This window comes from Dyadobacter sp. HNCC25DJ187, from assembly GCF_056895255.1.
The window spans coordinates 794,485-816,223 of record NZ_JBXHAT010000001.1 but is presented as its reverse complement, the minus strand read 5'-3'; the positions used below and the strand labels follow the sequence as shown (position 1 = coordinate 816,223).

The window sequence follows — 21,739 nt, the reverse complement described above, 5'->3', positions numbered from 1 at the left end:
AATGTCCGCTTGCTTTACTTTCTGTCGGCGGACATTCTAAATATACTGGCACCAGATCCTCGCTGTTGGTTCAGTTTTTGATAAGTGGAATGTATAGACATTAATTCTAATTACTATGGCGTTTGACTTAGATATGATTAAGGGTGTGTACACCCGCATGCAGGAAAGAGTGGAAACAGCCCGTAAAGTTGTAGGGCGTCCATTAACCTTATCCGAGAAGATTTTATACTCTCATTTATGGGAAGGTAGCCCAACTCAGATTCATGAGCGGGGAAAATCTTATGTAGACTTTGCACCCGACCGTGTTGCCATGCAGGATGCAACTGCGCAAATGGCTCTGTTGCAATTTATGCAGGCGGGGCGTCCACAGGTCGCTGTTCCTTCTACGGTACATTGCGATCACTTAATCCAGGCTGAAGTGGGTGCCGTTCAGGATTTGAAAAATGCTGAAGATAAAAACAAAGAAGTTTACGATTTCCTTTCTTCTGTTTCTGATAAATATGGTTTAGGTTTCTGGAAAGCCGGTGCAGGTATTATTCACCAGGTTGTTCTTGAAAACTATGCGTTTCCTGGTGGTATGATGATCGGAACTGACTCCCATACGCCTAATGCAGGTGGTTTGGGAATGATCGCCATTGGGGTAGGAGGGGCGGATGCAAGTGACGTGATGTCTGGCCTTGCATGGGAATTGAAAATGCCTCGTTTGATCGGGGTGAAACTCACAGGAAAACTCAGCGGCTGGACGGCTGCAAAAGATGTTATTCTTTGGGTAGCCGGTCAGCTTACTGTAAAAGGGGGAACTGGCTACATAGTGGAGTATTTTGGAGAAGGCGCTGAAAGTCTCTCTGCTACAGGCAAAGGTACAATCTGTAACATGGGAGCGGAAATAGGAGCGACGACTTCTATATTCGCTTACGACGAAAAAAGCGGTGATTACCTAAGAGCCACAGATCGTGCTGACGTTGCTGCCGCTGCTGACGCAGTCAAAGAATATTTACGTGCAGATGACGAGGTTTATGCAGATCCTGAACTCTATTACGATCAATTGATCGAACTTGATCTCTCTGCTCTTGAACCTCATGTAAATGGTCCTTTTACACCAGATTTAGCCTGGCCATTGTCAAAGTTTGCTACAGCGGTCAGAGAAAACGGATGGCCGGAAGTACTATCTGTAGGATTGATTGGTTCATGTACCAATTCTTCTTATGAAGACGTAAGCAGAGCCGCTTCACTTGCTCAACAGGCTGTTGACAAAAAGCTTAAAGTGACTTCGGAATACACGATCACACCCGGATCCGAGCAGGTGCGCTATACCGTAGAGAGGGATGGATTCCTGGATACGTTTGCGCAGATTGGCGGAGTTGTATTGGCCAATGCATGCGGTCCATGCATCGGACAATGGGCGCGACATGGTGCTGAAAAGCAAGAGAAAAACTCGATCATCACTTCGTTTAACCGTAACTTTTCGAAACGTGCTGATGGTAATCCCAATACGCATTCATTTGTTGCTTCACCTGAAATAGTAACTGCTTTGGCTATTGCCGGGCGCCTCACATTCGACCCGCGTGTAGATAAGCTTACTAATACAGATGGTGTGGAGGTGATGCTCGATGAGCCCACTGGCCTTGAATTGCCCACAAGGGGATTTGCAGTCGAGGATGCCGGCTACCAGGCTCCGGCGGAAGATGGAAGTACCGTAGAAGTCATTGTAAATCCTCAATCTGATCGTTTGCAGTTGCTTGAACCGTTCGCTGAATGGGAAGGTACAGACCTGAAAGGATTAAAGTTGCTTATCAAGGCGAAAGGAAAATGTACGACTGACCACATCTCTATGGCTGGGCCATGGCTGAAATACAGAGGTCATCTGGATAATATTTCAAACAACATGTTGATTGGTGCGGTTAATTTCTATAATGAAAAAACCAATACTGTTAAAAATCAACTTGATAATCAGTATGCAGGTGTCCCCGACGTTCAGCGTGCCTATAAGGAACATGGAATCGGGACTATTGTTGTAGGTGATGAAAACTATGGTGAAGGTTCATCCCGCGAACATGCTGCTATGGAGCCACGTTTCCTAGGGGTTCGTGCAATTCTTGTGAAATCGTTTGCCCGTATACATGAAACGAATCTTAAGAAACAGGGTATGTTGGCTCTTACATTTGCCAACCCATCTGATTACGAAAAAATTCAGGAGGATGATACTATTGATATCACCGGGCTTGAAACGTTTACAGAAGGTGAACCGCTAACTATTGTATTGCATCATAATGACGGGACCACTGATGAATTCCCGGTTAATCATACTTATAATGCACAGCAAATAGAATGGTTTAAGGCAGGTTCCGCACTAAATATTATTCGTAAGTCTGTAGGCGTGTAAGTTGTTATAACTGAATATTATTGATAAAGGGCTCTTAGGAGCCCTTCTCTTTTTTCGGTCTGAACGGCGAAAGCCGGTCTGCACGGATAAAGATGCGACGATTAACCATTAATCATTGGTCGCTTCTTTTTCTCTCTTAAATAATTCTGTAAAACAAAAAGTACCAACGCTACAGAAATTGATACATCTGCCATATTGAATATACCGGTTTGGAAAAACCCAAAGTCTATATGGAGGAAATCCGTTACAGATCCGTGAATAATTCTGTCATAAATATTGCCAATTCCACCACCTATTGCAAAACTCAGAGCAATTGCACTCAATTTAGTCAGATGATTTCTGGTAAAAAGATAAACAATTCCATAACTCAAGGCTAACAAAGGAATAATTGACAAAAGAACGAATTTTAGAAGTTCAGGAAGAGCACTCCCGATGCTTAAAAATGCACCGGTATTTTCTACCTTGGTCATAACAAAATAGTGCTTTACGATACTGATCGTTTCGTTTGCAGAAAGTTCCTGGCGCACAATTGTTTTTGACACCTGATCACAACCGATATTGGCCAGTAATACAATCAGGTAGAGCATATTCCTTCCTAGTCTTTTAGAGTTCATGACTGTATCATAATTTACTGCAGGTCAAGTGTCATTAATAAAGCGTCGTGATCTGTTCCGTCCGGCGATTTTATCTCGAGCTTTACATTTTCGTTAAATCTGAAACCGATTCGTTGGTAACAGCGGATGGCATCTGTATTATCTTCAAAAACAAACAAGTGCATACAGGACGCAAGGTTGGCTTTTCGGAATTCTTCAATCATCAATTTAATCAAAATGGTACCCGTTCCTTTCCCTCGGTTTGCAGATCCACCTACAAGTAATCTTCCTAGTCGTGGCGCGTGGACTTCATTGGTAATGAGTTCTCCAAAAGCGACAGGTTGATCACTTTCATCGCAAAGCATGTAAGATTGTTTATGAGGGTGGGCAGCACGGTAACTTTCTACCTCATCAGAAGATAGAGGAAACGACCAATTATGGCCGGCAAATTGGAACAATAAATCAGCATCAGTAACCCAGCCTTGCAGGATTGGGAAATCTGCCTCCGTATATTTTCTTAAAAACAATATGCTTCTATTTTTGATTTGAACATTTCTGACTGTAATATTAGTTAAAACTATCTTAAACCATCCGTTTTTTGTACTTACCTTATTCAGAACATTATTCCATGAAGAGAAATTTAATTCTGGCAGCGTTATGCCTGCTTCCTTATCTGACAGATGCACAGAAATTATCTTATGATATATCTTTTCCTAATGCTATGCATCATGAAGCGCAAATTGTTTTGGAAGTAAGTGATTTTTCTCAAAAGGAGTTAATTGCAAGAATGAGCAGGTCTTCACCCGGAAGATACGCTACACATGAATACGGCAAAAACGTGTATGACGTAAAAGCATTTGACAAATCCGGAAAAGCACTGGAGGTAACCCGTATGGATGGTGATGTGTACCAGATTTCTTCACTGAGTGGTTTTGTGAAAATCCAATATACCCTATATGCTAACCATCCTGATGGGACTTATGCAGGAGTGGACGGCACCAGCATACAGCTGAATGCACCAGCAACCTATCTCTGGATAAAAGGCCTTGAAAAGGCTCCGATTGATGTGAAATTTCATATACCGGAAGGTAAAAATTGGAAAATCGCAACGCAGTTAAGGACTTCAAATGAAGAGACAACATTTTCCGCTCCTGATTTGCAGTACCTGATGGATTCTCCAGTTAAAATCGGAGATCTTAAAGTGAAAGACTGGACTTTGAAAAATCCGGATAATAAATCTTATCAATTTGAGCTGGCATTGGAAGCAGAAGGATCCGACGTGTTGGTGACGGAATTTGCAGGAAAGGTTAAAAAAATTACAGAGGAGACGCTACCAATTTTCGGAGAGTTGCCCGCTTTCGATTACGGTAAATATACTTTTATTGCTGGTGTAAATCCATATGTAAAAGGTGATGGCATGGAGCATCGTAATAGTACCGTTATTAATCGGCCTGGTCAATTTGACGGCGCGGACAACCTGCTTGGCGTATATGCCCATGAATTTTTCCATGCCTGGAACGTTGAGCGTCTCAGACCAAAAAGTCTGGAACCATTTAATTATGAGAAAAGTAACATGAGTCATGAATTGTGGTTTGCAGAAGGTTTTACGCAATACTATGGTGGATTAATTATGAAGCGGGCAGGATTTGTTACACTTTCGAATTTTCTGGCAACAACAAGTTCTCTCATCAATACAAAGGAAAATACGGCCGGTGCAAAACGGGTCTCTCCGGCTCAGGCAAGTAATCAGGCCATATTTGTGGATGCTGGTGTAGCGGTTGACAAAACTAATTACGTAAACATTTATACTTCTTACTACCCTTATGGTGCATCTATTGCTTTAGCACTTGACCTGGAACTACGTGCTCGAGGGCTTTCATTAGATGCGTATATGCAGGCACTTTGGAAACAATTTGGCAAACCGGAGAAGCCATATGTAATCGCTGATCTGGAAAAGGTGTTAGGGATGGTAGTTAAAGATCAGGTGTTTGCTGCAGCTTTCTTTAAGAAATATGTAAATGGGATAGCGTCCTTCGATTATGCACCACTGCTCAAAAAGGCTGGTTTCGAATTAGTAAAAGAATTTCCCGGGCAGGCTTGGTGGGCGGATACTCCGCTTGAAAATACAGATGCTGGTTTAAGAATAATCAGCGGTACACGGTATGACACACCTTTGTATAAGGCAGGACTGGATGTGGATGATATGATCATATCTGTTGATGGAAAGAAGACCACCAGTAAAACAGATTTAGATAAAATTCTGGCCGAACACAAGCCTGGAGACCAGGTATCTATAGAATTCAGTCATAGGGGAATTGGACAACTGGCTGTGGTGGTTCTTGAAGAAAATCCCCGTTTAATTGTCAAAACGAATGAGGAACTTGGACTACAGCTTACAGATGAAATGAAGAAATTTCGCGCTTCATGGCTTGATAGCAAGATCAAATAATTAGGTCGCACATCGATTTCTCTACCGAAATTGTATCCCTCCCGGAATTTGGAAAAGCCCCAATTTTATTCCAGATTGACGAAAGCTAAATCCCCTTAGGGATGTAATTTCGATAGAAATGTATTAATCCAAGAGAACAGAAGTGCCGTAGGTACGTAATATCTAATAACAAAAATTATAGACTAATATTTAAAACACCTGCTTCTCAGATAAAAATTTCCAATATCGTTTTGGCACATGCTGAATATGCAGTTTCATATTCTTGCGTGCCGGAATATTGGTACTCCTGAAATAGTCTTTCCAAAGTAAGGAATACAGCTCTTCCTTCTCGTCGAGGATACTCGCCGGTAAAGCATTTAGTGCCGGAGAGATTTGCTGAGAAAAATCAAAAGTGACTTCCGATACCTTTTCTAAATCGTAATAAAGACCATATTTTCTTTTTAGGTCATAAATAATCCATTTCTGATCCGCATAGCGTTTTCTGAAGTGATCAGAAATTAAAGACAGTACATTAAAGTCCGGTTCGATATGTGCATAAAATACTCGATCTGAAGTTTCCTGAAACCTGATAAATGCTTCCATGCGGTGTTTTTCGCGGTGTACCTTTTTTGACATCTGTGCCACAGCCAGTACGACAGGGTTGCCAAAGTTTTCTTCAGCGCCTTCAGGACTATCAAAGATATACTTGACAAAGTCAAAAATATGCTGATACATTTCAGCCCGTTCAGACAAAAATGCTTTGTAAATATTATGTAACCATTCCGATGGCAGCTTCTTTCTAAGTCCGTTCCACACCCGGTTTGCTTTCTTATCTTCGCTGATTACAGAAAAACTTTCATCAAAAGCATCGGGCATATAACGGTCTGAATCAACAATCCTTACCAATTCTGCTTTCTGCTGATAGTTTTCAAAAACAGCAGTGAGCAATCCCTCGAATGATCCATCAAAAACAAATATTTTCATCAGAACAGAGATAATTGGTTTGCCGGGTGTTTATTATACTTACTGCTGCTTTCAGAAAGTATGATGTTCTTAATATGTCCGCCTTCAAACTCTTTCAATTGAAGAGGACTATCAGCGTAGCGGATAAAATGCCGGGCGCGATTAAATGCTATACCTATTTTTTTCAGTTGATTCTCATGCAGTCTGCCAAATTTTCTGGACTGAACAATCTTTAATGCTGATGTCACTCCGATTCCGGGAACGCGCAGTATTTGCTTATAGTCCGCGGTATTAATGTCTACGGGAAATTGCCCCAGGTTTCTTAGTGCCCAGCTCAGTTTAGGATCAATATCTGCATCCAGGTTCGGATTGGCATCATTCAGGATTTCAGTAATATTAAAGCCATAAAATCGCATGAGCCAATCAGTCTGGTACAGTCTGTTTTCGCGAATAAGCGGCGGCTGACTTCCGATAATGGGAAGACGATTATCATTACTAATCGGAATATAGCCGGAATAATAGACCCGTTTCAAATTAAATTCTTTATAGAAATGATCTGCAGTATGCATAATTTCTTTATCCGATTCAGGAGTAGCACCTATTACCATTTGTGTACTCTGACCAGCCGGGACAAATTTTGGCGTGCTTTTGATCAAAGCTTTTTCACTACTCAATTGTTGAATTTTGTCTTTTATCAGTCCCAAAGGTGCTTTCACATCTTCGTGCGATTTGTCTGGAGCTAATAATTTCAATCCTGATTCTGTAGGCATTTCCAGATTGATACTCATCCTGTCTACATACAGGCCTGCCTCATGCAATAGCTCAGGGCTGGCCCCGGGAATTGTTTTTAAATGGATATAACCATTGAATCTCTCTTCGAGCCTAAGTTTCTTTACAATACTTAGCAGGCGTTCCATGGTGTAGTCACCATTCTTAAAAATTCCCGAACTCAAAAAAAGTCCTTCTATGTAATTGCGTCTGTAGAAATTCATGGTTAATGATACGACTTCATCAACGGTGAAAGCAGCCCGCTTTACATCATTGCTTTTGCGAGAAACACAGAAGGCACAATCATAGATACAATGATTGGTTAGCAAAATTTTGAGCAGGGATACGCATCTACCATCTTCTGTATAAGTATGACAGATTCCGGTACCTTCTGCGTCGCCTAAGCCCTTGTTATGGTTTTTTCTGTTGCTACCGCTCGAAGAACATGAAACATCATATTTAGCTGCGTCGGCAAGTATTTCCAATTTTTCACGAATCCTTTCAAACATACAAGCTTTTCAAAATGTTGAGTTCTTAAAATAAAATGACCGGTTTTCCTGTTAAGTAAACAACTAAAATCTATTTTTAGATCGCATATTTCCAAAAATATTTTTGGATTATTTCCAAATTTCTAATACATGTAGGTGTTGATGAAAAATCAATTGACTAAATTCTTTTCGCTTATATTGTCATTATGTTGTTCATCAATAGGTTATGGGCAAGTGAGTAGCTATAAAGGTAAGGTGAGTCAGCAAATTGTCATGAACAGTTCATCCGTTATCATAGATAAGGCTTCCGGAAGAAAACTGACCTACACGGCTTATGATCAAATGCTGAAAAGCAGTCCGGGTAAGTACCGAACACAACCTGTATTTGACAAATATGGTAAAGCTTCTTCTTTTGAAGTGATCCGGAAGAATGCTACTGATGTTCATTCGAATGGATCGGTGATGATGAATCCTGACCTGATGCCGGAAGTAGGAGAGACCTTACCTCCTTTTGTGATGAAAGGTCTGGATGGGGTTGAATACAATTCTGATAAATTGAAGGGTAAATATGTTTTATTGGGTTTTTGGGTTAAATTTGAAAAACCGCTATACACGCTGGCCAGTACCAAAATTATTTCTTCCTTTATTGAAGAAAATCGTAAAAAGGGGATTGAGGTTGTGTCACTTGGGACGACGCTTAATACCGAGGATGAATGCCGGGAAGCAATCCCAAAGCGAAATTGCGGCTTTATTCCTGTACCAGATTCTTACGGCTTTAACCATAGATACAAAATAGGGGAAACGCCCTACTTTATCCTTTTGGATCGTAACGGTGTGGTGAAAGCCATGGCGCCGCATACTGAGTTTGTGGCCACGATCGGTGAGTTGAGTCTCAAATGATCTAACTCATTAAGGTTTATTTATAAATTCTAAAATTGCTGAAAGGACCTTTTGCTGCTGCTTCTCTCGGGAAATAGTTGCTGAATGATCACCTATCTGAAAACCATAGTACCCAAATTGAGAATGATTGCCGCCTTCAATTTTTATGTACTGTGTTGAGGTTGGTAATTTTATCTTATTGGCTTCTATATCTTCTTGTTTTGCCAAGCCATCCGAATTTCAGTAAATTTTGATAAATCGGGTACTGCTATGCGACAGATCAATCTCTTTCGGATGTGTGGTAGCAAATAATACCGCTTTTCTTATCAATCCCGGATTTTCAAAAACAAATTGTGCAGCCATCTTTGCTCCCTGACAATGCCCGGCGAGTATGTAGTTGTATGTGGTATCTGCGAAAATGCTCAGATCCTTGATTTTTTTGTAACCATATTTGGCTTGTCTCCATGGCATTTTGATCAGATAAGCTTTAATTCCATGTTCTGCAAATTGATGGCAAATCGGGACATAAGCTTTCGTTTCTACCAAAGCCCCCGGAAAGAAAATCAGTACGTTATTTGAATTTTCTTTCGGCGAAAACGATATAAAATCTTCATTATCAATTACTGATACCTTATCGTCGCTTTCGAAATAAGCAGATGCAACGCCTTGGGCTTGCATGGAATAAATCAGCCAGGCAGTGAAACATATTCCTGCGCTAATCCAGATTTGCTTTAGTATTTTGAAAAATGGACGCTTCATTCTTGGGCTGTGGTTATTCTGATCGTAAACTTTTTACCGGGTTGGTTAAAGCTGCTTTGACTGATTGAAACGAGACCGTAAATAGGGCTATAATCACCGAAAGTAATGAAGCTAATCCCAGCATCCACCATGCCACAGTGACCTTATATTCAAATCCTTGTAACCATTTATTCATAAGTAGCCAGGCAGCCGGAATAGCAAATGTGATGGCAATCAGGACCAGTTTGATAAAATCTTTGGACAGCAGTCCTACAACGCTCATCACAGAAGCACCCAATACTTTGCGCACTCCAATTTCTTTAATGCGCTGTTCAGCTGTAAATGTAGCTAGTCCGAATAGACCCAGGCAAGCTACAAAGATGGTAAGTCCGGTGAATATACCCAGAATCTGCCCGGTACGTTGCTCAGTTTTATAAGTCTGGTCGTAACGATCATCCAAAAAAGAATATGAAAAGGGCTCTTCTGTTTTAAATCCGGCCCATATTGACTTCAGCTCTCCTAAAAGTTTATCAGGACTGTCCGTTTTAACTTTTACAATCATGTTAGCGGATTCTCCACCCAGGGTCATGACCAGGGGTGTTATTTTCTCATGGAGAGATCTGAAGTGAAAATCCTTTACAACCCCAATGATGTTGTAAGTAGTCTTGTTCCCTTCATTATCATTTCGGCTTATGGTGTGATTGATAGGATCTGCCGCAATTCCAAGCATGGCTGCTGCTGTTTCATTAACAATCACCGCCGATGAATCCGTGCCGTATTGCTCTGAAAAATTCCTGCCTGCGATAATGTCCATCCCCATTGTATTGATATACTGGTAGTCGACTTCATATCGTATTCCATTCACCAGATCGTTCATTTTTTGATCGGGATACATCATGTAGTTATTGTTGTAGGATGGTCCTGCGGGAATATAGGACGATGAGCTTACCTCTATAACAGAGGGATTCAGTAGCATTTCTTGTCTGAATGCCCGTTGCTGGGATCCAAGAGCCCAGGTATCCAGCACCAATACCTGATCCTTATTATAACCTAATTTTTTGTTTTGAATGAATTTCAATTGTTGATACACGACAGTGGTTCCGATCATCAGCGTAACGGAAATAAAGAACTGAACGACAACCAAAGCACTCCTGAGATTAATGCTGTTTTTATTGGTTGTTAACTTCCCTTTCAGAATGGTTATAGGCTTGAAAGAGGACAGAAAAAATGCAGGATAACTTCCGGCAAAGATTCCAACAAGCAGTCCAAATGCTATTAATGAGGGTATCAGAACCGGAAGTAAGTGCAAATCGAGAACAAGGTTCTTACCCGATAATTGATTAAATAGTGGTAAAAAACCATAGACAAGAATGGTTGCCAAAAGCATCGCGAAAGCGGTCAGCAATACTGACTCTATTAAAAATTGTAAAACGAGTTCATTTCTAAGAGAACCCATTACCTTTCTGACACCTACTTCACGAGCTCGCTTTGAAGAGCTGGCAGTCGAAAGATTCATGAAGTTAATACAAGCAATAACCAGGATAATGGATGCGACTGCTCCGAAGATGTATACATATCGCATGTCTCCGGCAGGGCTGAGATCATATACAAAATCGGAGAAAAGGTGAATGTCAGTGAGAGGTTGAAGTTCCAGGGCGAGACGATTTCCAGTTTTTTCGAACTCCGACATAGACACGCCCATTGCTTTTTTAAGCTGAGGACCCATGTATTTTGCAACGGTTTGAGGAAGTTTAGCTTCCAGTTGCTTATAGTCGGTACCTTTGCGAAGGAGCAGATAGGTGAAAAATTCCGAGGTCATCCAGGAATCCACTTTCGCTTCCGGAAGACTTTCCATAGACATAAACATATCCGTGTGAAAATGCGAGTTGGACGGCATGTTGGTCATTACTCCTGAAATTTTACTAATCCTATCAGATCCTTTGAAGGCAATTGTATTACCTATTACATCTGTTTTTCCGAAGTATTTGTTGGCTAGATCCTCGCTGATCACTACATGATAGGGTTGCGTAAGCGCGGTTGCCATATCACCATAAAGTAACGGTAATGTAAATACCCGGAACACATTAGGGTCTGCAAAATACATCTGGTCACCGTCATATTCTTTTTTATGAATTACCACTTTTTGACCGCCGGCCTGCCGGAGTCGTGTTGCTTCCATCACCTCAGGATAATCCGTTTTTAACACTGTAGCCGTCGGCGGCATCACATGAGCCTCATTAATGTTTGCTCCATTCATATTGCCTTTGAATACTACCCGAACAATACGATCAGCATTTTCATTGAAGCGGTCAAAACTTAATTCGTCCAATACATACAAACTGATCAGCATACAGGAAGCTAATCCGATTGACAACCCTATAATATTGATGGCGGAAAAAGCACGGTTTCTTAAAAGATTCCTCCAGGCTATTTTAAAGTAGTTTTTAAGCATTACTATATGTATTTTGGCGTTAGCCATTTGGCTGATAGATTATTTGCAAAGTTAGTGAACGTATGTTGGTACATTGTATAACATAGTTCTTTGCATAAAAATATATACCAACACAAAAAATGGCCCGTTAAGGCCATTTTTTGTGTTCTGTACATTTAAATGTGTCCGTATTTGAACACTTTTGTACGAAAGTGGTCAGCTAAAAAAGTTGTTATTCGTGAAAGATTTTGAATATGGATACCAGTCCGTTTTCTTGTTCAAGATGAATTAAGAATACACCTGAGCTGTACGGCTGCATATTCAGATCCATATCTTTTGAGGTAACTTCAGATCTGAAAAGAACTTTGCCTGTTGGGTCAATCAGTCGCAGCTTCCTGACATCTTTATTTCTGATACTGATGTGTAATGTATTGCTTACAGGATTTGGATATAGTGTGGCCCACGTAAACTCCGGAAAATGAACTGAACGGATAATGCTATACGCATAGCTTCCATCCAGGTCCATTAGTTTAAGCCTATAATAATTAATTCCCGACTCAGGCGAACTGTCTATATAAGTGTAGCCTTGTTTCTCCGATGAATTTCCTGTTGCATTTACACTTCCAACAGTCTGCCAGCTTTTGCCATCCACACTGCGTTCAATATCAAATCTTTCACTATTACTTTCGAATGTAGTGGACCAGCTTAACAGCGTGGCAGATTCCTGCCTGATAGCTTTGAAATCAACAAGTGTAACGGGCAGCGCGTTGGTATAATCAATTGTCACTGTCGCCACGTTTGATTCCTGCCCGGTTTTATCCCTTACGGTGTACTTGAACTCAGTTTGCTCCGAAAAATCCGTAGGGGGCTGGAAAACAAACCGGCCGTCTGCAATACGCACAGATCCCTTTGCAGGTAAAGTTTTGAAGGCTAAAGTAGCAGCATCCAGTTCTGCACAGGAAGTTGCATCATTTTCCAGAGAATTAATATATACAGGCGTATTTCGTTGCCCCTTCACATAATCATTGACAGCGATTGGTTTTCGGAATTCCAAAGCAATAATTACAGATTGATCCGACGCACAGCCATCGATATTTAATGCTACTACAGCATAAGTTCCTTCTTCTGAAATGAGCAGTTCACTTCCGGAAAACCCTGGTAGAATCAGTCCATCTTTACTCCATTCATAGCCGCTGGCTCCTGTTGACGTAGCTCTCAGTTTCGCGCTGGTGCCATTACATATCAAAACCTCCTTCCTCCCGCCTTGCCCGAAGGCAAGACAGGAAAGGAGTAGTAATAACATGAGTGTTATTAAGTTTTTCATGTAATTGAAGACAGCCAGACAGGAATTAAAGAAGTTGAATATCCGGCGTTGTTGGCGCTGTTCTGTCCTTTTTGATCTCGGCCGAACCAAAAATCGCATCTGTTATTTTAGACCCATCCGGTATAAAGTTGCCGGTAGTAGGAAGGATGTAAACGATCTCTGATTTATACACACCTACTTCTGTAATCGTTAATTTATTACTTGTTTCTGAAGGGATTAGTGTTCCGTCTTTAAACCATTTGTAAGCTGTAGAGATAGAAGCTCCATAGGCTGATAAATCAGGTGCTGTCCCGGTCAGTGCTGCTGTGATTTCCGTACTGATTGCAGTGAGGTTCGTACAGAAGTTATCTATCGCTGGTGTAAGTGCCAGCGTTAGCTTTGGAAGAACAACAATCGTGTGATTTACTAAAGTAGAAAGACAGCCACCGACTACATCAAGGACACCCAAGGATAACGTCTTGGTCTCAGCTACCGCTGCATTGGCAAGCGTAAAAGTTTGGGTAAGGGTTCCGTCCGTCCCGATTTGGCTGGCCTGCACATCAACACCGTTATTCAGCCATTTGTACTGTACCAGATTGCCTACGGCAGGTTTCAATTGAAACGACTCGCCACTCAGAATGTAATAAATTTTGGCATTCGCATTAAATGCTGTCATGAATAGCATGATAGCCAAGCAGATGGAGGTAATTTTCGTTTTCATAAAATGAACTGTTAATTGTGATAGATAGATATATAAAAATTGTTGGTATTCGATATTAGGGTGTTAAATTGACAGACGGGGTGGTTGGGGCTTTGAGGACGGTTACATCAACTTTTTTTCTGCTTGAAGTAGTCTCGCACCCATCTTTTTGAATGTCTACATAATAGGAGGTTGTTCCAGGAGTTGTTAGCTGTGACAGACTCAGGTTTTTACTTGAGGCAGTCTGAGTTCCTGAAGCGTTATACCATTTGTAAGATAGATTAGTTAATAAATTATCCAGATTAGATGCTGCTGACAGCAATATTGTTCCCACATTGTCACAGACATTCGTTGTCGTATTAATAAGTTGAGGTTGAGACGGAACCCTGCGTACATCATGTATATTCAGGGGAATGGCCCCGATATTGAGTGTAAGACCACTTATTTCAAGGATGACTTCCACTCTGTCAAAACGGGCGGGATTACCATTGTTATCCCTAGGGGTAAGAAAAAACGTGATCGGACCGGTGTTGAAAAGTGTTAATAAATTTGCCTCCAGCACTGACCCCAGAATCTGCTCACTACCTGCTAACGTATCACCTCTATACGCTTGCACCGAAATCTTGCTTAGCACAGTTGCCGAGGCGACAGTTGCAGTTTTCGAAATGACGAATCTGACTGCATCTTCCGTATGTGAAGGACCATTGAAATAGAACAATTGCCGCATTTTCAGACCACTTGATAATAAACCAATACCTAGTAAGGCTTTGAAGGAAGATTGGGTTCCAGTAGCATCGCTATCAATGGCATGGGTTAAATTATCTATTGATGTAAGAGAAAGTAAGCCAGGATCAATCATTGATGTTGTGACATTTGGTAAACCGCAGTCAGCTACGTTGTACGGATATGGATTGGAATTGTTAATTGCGGTTGGTCCATAGAATGCATAATAAACATTTATAGCATATGTTGCCAAAAGAGGTGCGGTAAGAGATAGTCTAACGGATTGGAAGTTAGCGCTTATAGTGGCTGCGATAAAAATGGTTCCATCAGCAAGGTAATACAGATTTAGTTTGGATATGTTAGCTTCATTGCTCTCTCCGGTCAAATTGTTGTACGCTTTTACTTGAAGGGCGTTTCCTAAGAATGTTCCTGCCGCTGCGTTTGTGCGAATGTAAACAGTTACTGGCTTGGCAACAGTACTCGTGACAGCAGTTGGGAAATTTAAGTGCAGCCATGCTGTTGAAAGAGCAGAACATTCAATCGTGGCATATGCATTATTTGGTTTTTTGTTTGACGTATTGTTATGGACATTGGCAGCATTGGTTACCGTCCTGGTCGAACTGTTGGCACTTGCGGTACTGCCATTCACATAAATCGCATCCGTCGGCTGAGCCTGTAAGCAGACAGCTGATTTTATAATTACCATCAAAACAATCAGACAGATTGAGCTAATGAAACGCATTGAAAGTGGCTTGAAACGTTGAGTATAATTTTAGTGACTTTGTTCATTCATGATGCAATTATAAATAGAATTAGTTTTACAAAAAAAATATTATTTTCGATTTTGTAATAAAAATTACTAAAAACCGTTAATCTGATTTGTTTTGGCACATTTGGTTACAAAAATATTTTTCATCAGTTTGGTTAATTTAGTTTGATGACAATAAAACTAAAGTTTGTCTATATAGTTAATAATATCTCTTATTTAATATCAAATTAACATGTTTATGTTGTTTGTTCACTAGTGGAATTAACTACGTGTTAAATCATTTGGCGTGATTCGGTATCTCGAAAAACTTTTGATCAGATAGAATTTTGTCCACTTTTTGAAGGTGAGAACTGGACTGCTTCGGGCGGCTGAAATCATGTTCAATAACACAAATTGGTAGAATCTGATCACTTCTGCCTTTGTTAGATCAGTCTGGGATTTTAATATATTGATGTCAAATATGAACCGCAGAAATGCAATAGGAGCTGTGCTCGCTGCCTCTGCAGCGTCAGTCGTACCGGTAAAGGCTGCCACAAAACAAAAATCGTTTATTTATTCGCTCAATATGAGTACCCTTCGGGGGCATCAACTTGGGTTCCGAAAAGAACTTGAAGTCGCTGCTAAGGCGGGATATGATTCGGTGGAAATCTGGATCAACACCTTGCAGGATTATCTAAAAAGTGGCGGGACTTTAACCGATGCGAAAAAGATTATTGATGATTTGGGTTTGAAGGTAGAGGATGCGATCGGATTCGCTCCCTGGATCGTCTCAGATTCTGCTACCAGAGCAAAGGCGATTGAGCAGTTGAAGCTGGAAATGGATCAACTGGCTGCCATTGGTTGCCGCCGTGTAGCTGCTCCGCCAATGGGCGCAACCACCGGGGATCATCTTGAATTATCTGCTATCGCAGAAAGATACAGGGCCATTCTTGAACTGGGAGATAAAACAGGCGTGGTGCCTCACCTGGAACTTTGGGGATTTTCAAAAAATCTGAGTAGGGTAGGTGAGATACTGTTTGTAGCAGCGGAAACTTCTCATCCCTCTGCAAGAGTTCTTATGGACGTTTATCATTTGCACAAAGGAGGCTCAGGTATGGATAGTGTTAAAAACGTTGGCAAACCGCTGGTAGAAATCTTCCACATCAATGATTATCCTGCTACTCCAACTGCAGATAAAATCACAGATGCCGACAGGGTATATGCCGGAGATGGTGTAGCACCTCTGAGCGATCTCTTGAAAGCGCTCAAGAATCCGGACAAATCTATAATCCTATCGTTTGAGGTTTTTAACAAAGATTATTATGCACAGGATCCGTTGCTGGTGGCAAAGACGGGTTTGGAAAAAATGAAAAAGGTGGCTGCTGGTGTGTGATGCAGATGTTACAGAGAGATAGATAAAGGAGGCAGAGAAACCAAACGAACAAGATTTGAAATAGCAGCATCCGTCTCCTTTATCCAGTGTATATGAAATTAGAAAGAACCTGGTAGAATAAAATTGGTCCAATTAATTGGTTGTGAGTTCTCTGAGCACTTCCATGTTATCTTTGTGCCGTTCTGTATAATCTTTACCATCAATCACTTAGCTTGTTAATCGGTGTCAGCTCGATCTTCCGGAATTCTACCTCCGACCCTTCTGACTGCAATGCCAGTTGTCCTTTCCCTGCGGTGGCATTAAAACCATCATTGACCAGAACGCCATTCAGCCAGACTTTTACGGTATTTTTCACACACTCAATTTGCATGGTGTTCCATTCGCCTAATGGCTTTTCTGTTCCGTCTGTAAGATTAGGGATTCTTCTGAGCTTGTCGCCGTTGACACCCCATTTTTCTTTTGGACCCCGGCGTTTCTCCATATCGGGTACGGTTATGTCTTCCTGAATACACCAGAAATCACCGGCATTTTCGTGCATCATCTGAACCTCAATGGATTTTGGAAACATATCATAAAGTGCTCTCGGAGTAGATACAAAAACCAGTGCGCCGCAGTTGCCTGGTTTTCCTGCAAAACGATATTGAAATGTCCATTTGAAATTCTCATATTTCGCGTCTGTAATGAGATGCCCGCCGGGAGTTCCCAAGCTCACCAGCAACCCGTTTCTAATGATGAACGGTGTTTGTACGTTGGGATTTTTGTCCATTTCAGGTACATCCACATGCCAGCCTTTCAGGTCCTTACCATTGAAAAGCTGTTTAGGCATGCCTTGTGAAAATAATTGCTTGGTAAAGACCAGCGGCCATAAAAGAGAAAGTAAGAGTATTTTCTTAATCACAAATGTAAAGGTTAAGTGTTTTTAGGATAAAGCAATATTTACTCAGTTCTCATGTTCTGATCAAAAAATCATCCTAAAATCCTGGTTTTAAACCCATCAAAGCTATTTACATTTTTCTCTTCCCAATACTTTTGAATGCCGTCTTCTCCTTTTTTTGCAGCCCATTTATTCAGTTCTTCCCTTTCTCTATCATAGTTCATAAATGGTACGGACATTCCGCAGGAAGTCTGAACGATATCCACTTGTACATAAAAAATTTGTCTTGCTCCCGGAAAATCGGGAAACAGCGTAATGTACTCATCCCATTGCTTATCAAAACGATGGTAAGCTTTTCCATGGCCATACAATCTTAGAATCAGAGGCTTTCCCTCAAATGCACAAAACATGATGGTGATACGGTCGTTTTCCAAAAGATGTGCAGCCGTTTCGTTTCCACTTCCGGTTACATTCAGCCACAATACCCTGTTGTCATCCATGATTCGAAACGAATCCATTCCTTTTGGAGATAGGTTTACAGTGCCGGTGCTCATAGCGGTAGCGACAAAATATATTTTTTGATTTTGGATAAATGTCTGTAATTCAGGTGTGATATAATCAAATTTCTTTCCCATGAGATACTATGTTAAAGTTATCGTAAGACTAAATTTTCTTTCCCTGAATCCGAAATGCATTCAGAATTGCCAGTAGAGCGACACCGACATCTGCAAAAACGGCCTCCCAAAGTGTAGCAATTCCTCCTGCTCCCATCACCATCACCATCACTTTAACTCCCATGGCTAATCCAATATTCTGGTAAACTATTTCTTTTGTAATTCTTCCTGCCTTGATAGCAGATACAATCCTGAACGGCTGGTCGTTCTGGATGACAATATCTGCGGTTTCAATAGTAGCGTCCGACCCCAATCCGCCCATTGCTATACCTACATCAGCCAATGCTATGACCGGAGCGTCGTTCACACCATCTCCAACAAATGCAATACTCCGTCCCTTGTTCTTGAGTTCCTGTACCCATGCTACTTTTCCCTCTGGCAGCAAGTCTCCATGGCTTTCGTCTATGCCAAGGTCAGTAGCTACCTTATTTACTACAGCTGACTTATCTCCTGACAGCATAACGGTTCTGATGCCCATACTTTTCAGCTCTCGTATTGTTTGATGTGCATCTTCTTTTATCTCGTCGGCAATTATAATATGTCCGGCGTAGGTGCCATTTAATGCAACTATAACAGCAGTTTCAACGATTTGCTCCAATTCAGAGGGGAATACGATACTATATTTCTTCAACAGTTTAAGATTTCCGGCAAGTACCTCCTGACCCTCAATAACGCCTTTGAGTCCGTGTCCTGCCATTTCGGTCACATCGGTAGGTTTCGACAATGGTAAATTCCCCACATGTTTCAAAACCGCGAGCGCTACAGGGTGTGTAGAGTAACTTTCCAGCGATGCGGTAAATCTCAGGAACTCACCCTGATTAAGTGCTGTTTTAATTTTTCGGACTTCAAAGACTCCTTTTGTAAGTGTTCCTGTTTTATCTGTTACTACGGTATCAAGCCGTGTTACTGCATCAAGAAAATTAGATCCCTTTATCAGTATACCATTTCGGGAAGCTAGTCCGATTCCACCAAAATAACCTAGAGGAATAGATATTGTCAGTGCACATGGACAAGCAATCACCAGGAATACCATCCCCCTGTAGAGCCATTCCTGAAAGCTATAATGAGCTGTCAGCACCGCAGGTAACAGGATAATTAATACAGCTAATCCAAAAACAGCAGGTGTGTATATTTTGGCCAACCGGCTGATCAGTAGTTGAGTAGGAGCTTTTCTGCTGGTTGCATCCTGTACCATTTCCAGGATACGTGATAGCTTTGAATCTTTAAAGAGCGAACTGACTTTAATTTCAACAGACCTATCCGTGTTGATCATACCGGCCAATACCACTTCATTCTTTTTCTTGAGGTCCGGGTTGGGTTCACCGGTCAATGCTGCAGTATTAAACGTTCCCGAATCTGAAATCAATATGCCATCCAACGCCACCTTTTCGCCAGCTTTTACCAATATAATTTCCCCAGGTTTTACATCCTCAGGTTTAACGTTGGTTTGCTGCTGGTTTCTTAAAACAGTTACTGTATCCGGACGAATATCCAATAATGCTTTGATAGAACGCTTGGATCTACTTACTGCCAGATCCTGGAACAGTTCACCGATTTCATAAAAGATCATTACGGCCACACCTTCGCTAAATTCGCCAATATAAAAAGCACCTATGGTAGCGATCGTCATCAATGTGAATTCATTGAAAAAATCGCCCCGACTGGCTTTCCGGAAAGCGAGCGACACCGTCTTATGCCCGGCCAAGACATAAGCGGTTAGCATCATTGCAATTTCCACTGGCCTGCTGATCAACACATCTGTTCCGAAGCTCATTGTCAAAAACACTGCGAGTATGATCAGACTTAGCCACAAGGGCCATCTGCTTATCAATAGTCCTGCACTTTCGTGCGAATGATCATGGTCGTGATCATCATGATGATGGTCATGATTTTTCTTCGGAGATGCAGGTGTATGATTGTGATCACAGCAACTATGTGAGGAGTCTGCTTTGCTTTTCAGTTCGTTGAGTTCCATAGGAGTTATTATTAAAGGAATTACTGTTTACTGATTTTGAGGTGCTTTAAACATCCACACTAACCGGTGAGCAAAAGTATGTAAATATATACTGCAACAGGGTATCATGTATTGAAAATCAGTTAGTTGCAATTGTGTTGCGATGTGTATCAGCGTTGCAGTATGGCACTGATCCATCTCATTCGCAAGCTTTTATTTGTGATAATCCCGTATCAGCTCCCCTACTATTTTTATTTTGGATTCGATCTCGTCTGTGATAGGTTCACCTATGCTGATCCTGATAAAGTGTTTATAGCGACCGTCAGTTGTAAATATCTGTCCCGGGGCAATACTTACATTTTCTTCCAGTGCTCTGCCAAACAATTGGAATGAATCAATGGTGCTGTCAAGCTCAATCCATAACACATACCCACCCCTGGGCCTGCTGAGCCGGATCCCTGTTGGAAAGTACATTGTAATGAGTTGAGTATATTGAAGATATTGTAAATGCAGTGTTTTTCTGAGGTTACGCAGGTGTAGATCGTACCGACCGGTTTCGAAAAACAGTGCAATCGCTGCCTGGGTGGGAGTGGCAGCTGAGACGGTATGCATCAATTTCAGGCTGATGATTTTGTCTAGATGTTTTCCCGGAATGCACCACCCCACGCGGTAACCAGGCGCAAGTGTTTTGCTTACCGAAGAACATAGCATTACAATGCCTTCCCGGTCAAAGCTTTTGCAGGTTCGTGGCCTGTTTTTACCAAAGTACATTTCTCCGTAAATATCATCTTCGATTAATGGTACGTTCTTTCGGGTCAGTAATTCAACAAGCTGTTTTTTTCTCTCGTCGGGCATAAGTGCTCCAACCGGATTACAAAAATTAGGTACAAACAAACATACTTTTACTGCCACATTCTTCATCGCATTTTCAAGGTATTCAATGTCAACTCCCGTTTCAGGATCAACGGGGATTTCCAGGACGTTTAGCCCAAGACTTTTCATGACATTAAAAATGGCAAAGTACGTAGGGCTTTCAATAGCCACTGTATCTCCCTGCTCAGTCACAGCTTTCAGGCAGAACACCAGCGCTTCCATGCATCCCTGGGTGGTAACAATATCATGTTCGGTAACCTGTCCATTCCAATTAAAAGCATGTTTGGCTATTTGTTTGCGTAGATTAATATTACCCTGGATATGCTCATACTGTGTACAACTGGTCGGACTTTTGCGGATTGCTTCTGCCATTGCTTTGCTGAGTTTGGCTTCCGGGATAAGTTTAGATGAAGGAGAAGCGAGCGATAATCTCACGAGGCCATCTTGGGTGAGTGTCTGGTACACACGCCGGATCAGTTCGTCGACATTGGCAGTTTTGTTTTGCAAAGGTGCAATGTTGGTAAGTTTTTGTTTGTCACTTTTCACCAGGATATGTTTCACAACATAACCCGATTTGGGGCGTGCTTCTATAAACCCTCTGTTTTCAAGTTCGGCGTACGCTTTGTAAGCAGTACTCATACTGACACCGTGCTCGCGGCTCAGTGCGCGAACAGAAAGCAATCGATCGCCAGGCTTGAGAATGTGAGCTTCTATCTGGATCACAAAACGTTCCGCGATCTGGTTATACAGAAAATCTCCTGAGGTATTTCCACGCTCCTTATTAAATTTCATCTGTTATGCTTGAAATATCAAAAACTGAATCTGT

At 41.5% G+C, this 21,739-nt stretch carries 16 protein-coding genes and 1 pseudogene; 4 read left to right on the top strand and 13 right to left on the bottom strand.

What is annotated here, in order from left to right; translation table 11 throughout:
- Nucleotides 1-115: 115 nt before the first annotated feature.
- Entirely contained in the window at nucleotides 116-2,383 is a 2,268-nt protein-coding gene (locus tag AC1XUE_RS03275; RefSeq protein ID WP_483354498.1) for an aconitate hydratase, read from the top strand.
- Nucleotides 2,384-2,484: 101 nt separating this feature from the next.
- Here the strand turns inward: AC1XUE_RS03275 and lspA are convergent, their stop codons facing one another.
- Nucleotides 2,485-2,997, bottom strand: a complete 513-nt coding sequence (gene lspA / locus AC1XUE_RS03270) for a signal peptidase II (RefSeq protein WP_483354497.1) — start codon at nucleotides 2,995-2,997, stop codon at nucleotides 2,485-2,487.
- Nucleotides 2,998-3,011: 14 nt separating this feature from the next.
- Entirely contained in the window at nucleotides 3,012-3,503 is a 492-nt protein-coding gene (locus AC1XUE_RS03265; RefSeq protein WP_483354496.1) for a GNAT family N-acetyltransferase, read from the bottom strand.
- Nucleotides 3,504-3,604: 101 nt separating this feature from the next.
- Here AC1XUE_RS03265 and AC1XUE_RS03260 point away from each other — a divergent pair, with 101 nt between their 5' ends.
- Entirely contained in the window at nucleotides 3,605-5,425 is a 1,821-nt protein-coding gene (locus AC1XUE_RS03260) for a M61 family metallopeptidase (RefSeq protein ID WP_483354495.1), read from the top strand.
- A 189-nt stretch (nucleotides 5,426-5,614) separates the two neighbouring features.
- On the opposite strand, the gene AC1XUE_RS03255 is transcribed toward AC1XUE_RS03260, so the two are convergent.
- Together AC1XUE_RS03255 and AC1XUE_RS03250 are read right to left on the bottom strand one after the other, a co-directional pair.
- The gene (locus AC1XUE_RS03255; protein ID WP_483354494.1) at nucleotides 5,615-6,388 is read right to left on the bottom strand and encodes a TIGR03915 family putative DNA repair protein; all 774 of its coding nucleotides are present in this window, start codon (nucleotides 6,386-6,388) and stop codon (nucleotides 5,615-5,617) included.
- The gene (locus tag AC1XUE_RS03250) at nucleotides 6,388-7,644 is read right to left on the bottom strand and encodes a putative DNA modification/repair radical SAM protein (protein ID WP_483354493.1); all 1,257 of its coding nucleotides are present in this window, start codon (nucleotides 7,642-7,644) and stop codon (nucleotides 6,388-6,390) included. Before AC1XUE_RS03250 ends, AC1XUE_RS03255 begins: the two co-directional genes overlap by 1 nt.
- A 213-nt stretch (nucleotides 7,645-7,857) precedes the next feature.
- On the opposite strand from AC1XUE_RS03250, the gene AC1XUE_RS03245 reads away from it, so the two are divergent.
- Nucleotides 7,858-8,523 carry a TlpA family protein disulfide reductase gene (locus AC1XUE_RS03245; RefSeq protein ID WP_483354492.1) on the top strand — a complete coding sequence of 222 codons (666 nt, stop codon included), beginning with the start codon at nucleotides 7,858-7,860 and terminating at the stop codon, nucleotides 8,521-8,523.
- A 9-nt stretch (nucleotides 8,524-8,532) separates the two neighbouring features.
- Here the strand turns inward: AC1XUE_RS03245 and AC1XUE_RS03240 are convergent.
- The 5 genes and pseudogenes from AC1XUE_RS03240 to AC1XUE_RS03220 all read right to left on the bottom strand — a co-directional run bounded on the left by AC1XUE_RS03240 (nucleotide 8,533) and on the right by AC1XUE_RS03220 (nucleotide 15,139).
- Nucleotides 8,533-9,180, bottom strand: a pseudogene (locus AC1XUE_RS03240) (alpha/beta hydrolase).
- A 94-nt stretch (nucleotides 9,181-9,274) separates the two neighbouring features.
- A complete protein-coding gene (locus AC1XUE_RS03235) occupies nucleotides 9,275-11,719 on the bottom strand; it encodes an ABC transporter permease (RefSeq protein WP_483354491.1) in 2,445 nt (814 codons plus the stop codon).
- A gap of 184 nt (nucleotides 11,720-11,903) precedes the next feature.
- Nucleotides 11,904-12,974: an Ig-like domain-containing protein gene (locus AC1XUE_RS03230; protein ID WP_483354490.1), complete on the bottom strand. Its 1,071-nt coding sequence runs from the start codon at nucleotides 12,972-12,974 to the stop codon at nucleotides 11,904-11,906.
- Nucleotides 12,975-13,020: 46 nt separating this feature from the next.
- Entirely contained in the window at nucleotides 13,021-13,695 is a 675-nt protein-coding gene (locus tag AC1XUE_RS03225) for a hypothetical protein (RefSeq protein WP_483354489.1), read from the bottom strand.
- A gap of 55 nt (nucleotides 13,696-13,750) precedes the next feature.
- Nucleotides 13,751-15,139, bottom strand: a complete 1,389-nt coding sequence (locus AC1XUE_RS03220) for an immunoglobulin domain-containing protein (RefSeq protein ID WP_483354488.1) — start codon at nucleotides 15,137-15,139, stop codon at nucleotides 13,751-13,753.
- A 487-nt stretch (nucleotides 15,140-15,626) separates the two neighbouring features.
- Here AC1XUE_RS03220 and AC1XUE_RS03215 point away from each other — a divergent pair, with 487 nt between their 5' ends.
- A complete protein-coding gene (locus tag AC1XUE_RS03215) occupies nucleotides 15,627-16,538 on the top strand; it encodes a sugar phosphate isomerase/epimerase family protein (protein ID WP_483354487.1) in 912 nt (303 codons plus the stop codon).
- Nucleotides 16,539-16,737: 199 nt separating this feature from the next.
- Here the strand turns inward: AC1XUE_RS03215 and AC1XUE_RS03210 are convergent, their stop codons facing one another.
- From AC1XUE_RS03210 to AC1XUE_RS03195, 4 genes are all read right to left on the bottom strand, one after another.
- Nucleotides 16,738-17,364 carry a 3-keto-disaccharide hydrolase gene (locus AC1XUE_RS03210; RefSeq protein WP_483355991.1) on the bottom strand — a complete coding sequence of 209 codons (627 nt, stop codon included), beginning with the start codon at nucleotides 17,362-17,364 and terminating at the stop codon, nucleotides 16,738-16,740.
- Nucleotides 17,365-17,504: 140 nt separating this feature from the next.
- Complete coding sequence (locus AC1XUE_RS03205) at nucleotides 17,505-18,047, bottom strand: pyridoxamine 5'-phosphate oxidase family protein (RefSeq protein ID WP_483354486.1); 543 nt, start codon at nucleotides 18,045-18,047, stop codon at nucleotides 17,505-17,507.
- Nucleotides 18,048-18,075: 28 nt separating this feature from the next.
- Nucleotides 18,076-20,061 (bottom strand): heavy metal translocating P-type ATPase, encoded by a 1,986-nt coding sequence (locus AC1XUE_RS03200; protein ID WP_483354485.1) that lies wholly within the window; start codon nucleotides 20,059-20,061, stop codon nucleotides 18,076-18,078.
- A 192-nt stretch (nucleotides 20,062-20,253) separates the two neighbouring features.
- On the bottom strand, nucleotides 20,254-21,705 hold the full coding sequence (locus tag AC1XUE_RS03195; RefSeq protein ID WP_483354484.1) for an aminotransferase-like domain-containing protein: 1,452 nt from the start codon (nucleotides 21,703-21,705) through the stop codon (nucleotides 20,254-20,256).
- Nucleotides 21,706-21,739: the final 34 nt, after the last annotated feature.

Excerpts from the sequence above, each read along its gene's own strand:
- AC1XUE_RS03275 (WP_483354498.1), top strand. The coding sequence starts at position 116 with ATGGCGTTTGACTTAGATATGATTAAGGGTGTGTACACCCGCATGCAG.
- lspA (WP_483354497.1), bottom strand. The coding sequence starts at position 2,997 with ATGAACTCTAAAAGACTAGGAAGGAATATGCTCTACCTGATTGTATTA.
- AC1XUE_RS03260 (WP_483354495.1), top strand. The coding sequence starts at position 3,605 with ATGAAGAGAAATTTAATTCTGGCAGCGTTATGCCTGCTTCCTTATCTG.
- AC1XUE_RS03255 (WP_483354494.1), bottom strand. The coding sequence starts at position 6,388 with ATGAAAATATTTGTTTTTGATGGATCATTCGAGGGATTGCTCACTGCT.
- AC1XUE_RS03250 (WP_483354493.1), bottom strand. The coding sequence starts at position 7,644 with ATGTTTGAAAGGATTCGTGAAAAATTGGAAATACTTGCCGACGCAGCT.
- AC1XUE_RS03235 (WP_483354491.1), bottom strand. The coding sequence starts at position 11,719 with ATGGCTAACGCCAAAATACATATAGTAATGCTTAAAAACTACTTTAAA.
- AC1XUE_RS03230 (WP_483354490.1), bottom strand. The coding sequence starts at position 12,974 with ATGTTATTACTACTCCTTTCCTGTCTTGCCTTCGGGCAAGGCGGGAGG.
- AC1XUE_RS03225 (WP_483354489.1), bottom strand. The coding sequence starts at position 13,695 with ATGAAAACGAAAATTACCTCCATCTGCTTGGCTATCATGCTATTCATG.
- AC1XUE_RS03220 (WP_483354488.1), bottom strand. The coding sequence starts at position 15,139 with ATGCGTTTCATTAGCTCAATCTGTCTGATTGTTTTGATGGTAATTATA.
- AC1XUE_RS03215 (WP_483354487.1), top strand. The coding sequence starts at position 15,627 with ATGAACCGCAGAAATGCAATAGGAGCTGTGCTCGCTGCCTCTGCAGCG.
- AC1XUE_RS03210 (WP_483355991.1), bottom strand. The coding sequence starts at position 17,364 with ATGCCTAAACAGCTTTTCAATGGTAAGGACCTGAAAGGCTGGCATGTG.
- AC1XUE_RS03205 (WP_483354486.1), bottom strand. The coding sequence starts at position 18,047 with ATGGGAAAGAAATTTGATTATATCACACCTGAATTACAGACATTTATC.
- AC1XUE_RS03200 (WP_483354485.1), bottom strand. The coding sequence starts at position 20,061 with ATGGAACTCAACGAACTGAAAAGCAAAGCAGACTCCTCACATAGTTGC.
- AC1XUE_RS03195 (WP_483354484.1), bottom strand. The coding sequence starts at position 21,705 with ATGAAATTTAATAAGGAGCGTGGAAATACCTCAGGAGATTTTCTGTAT.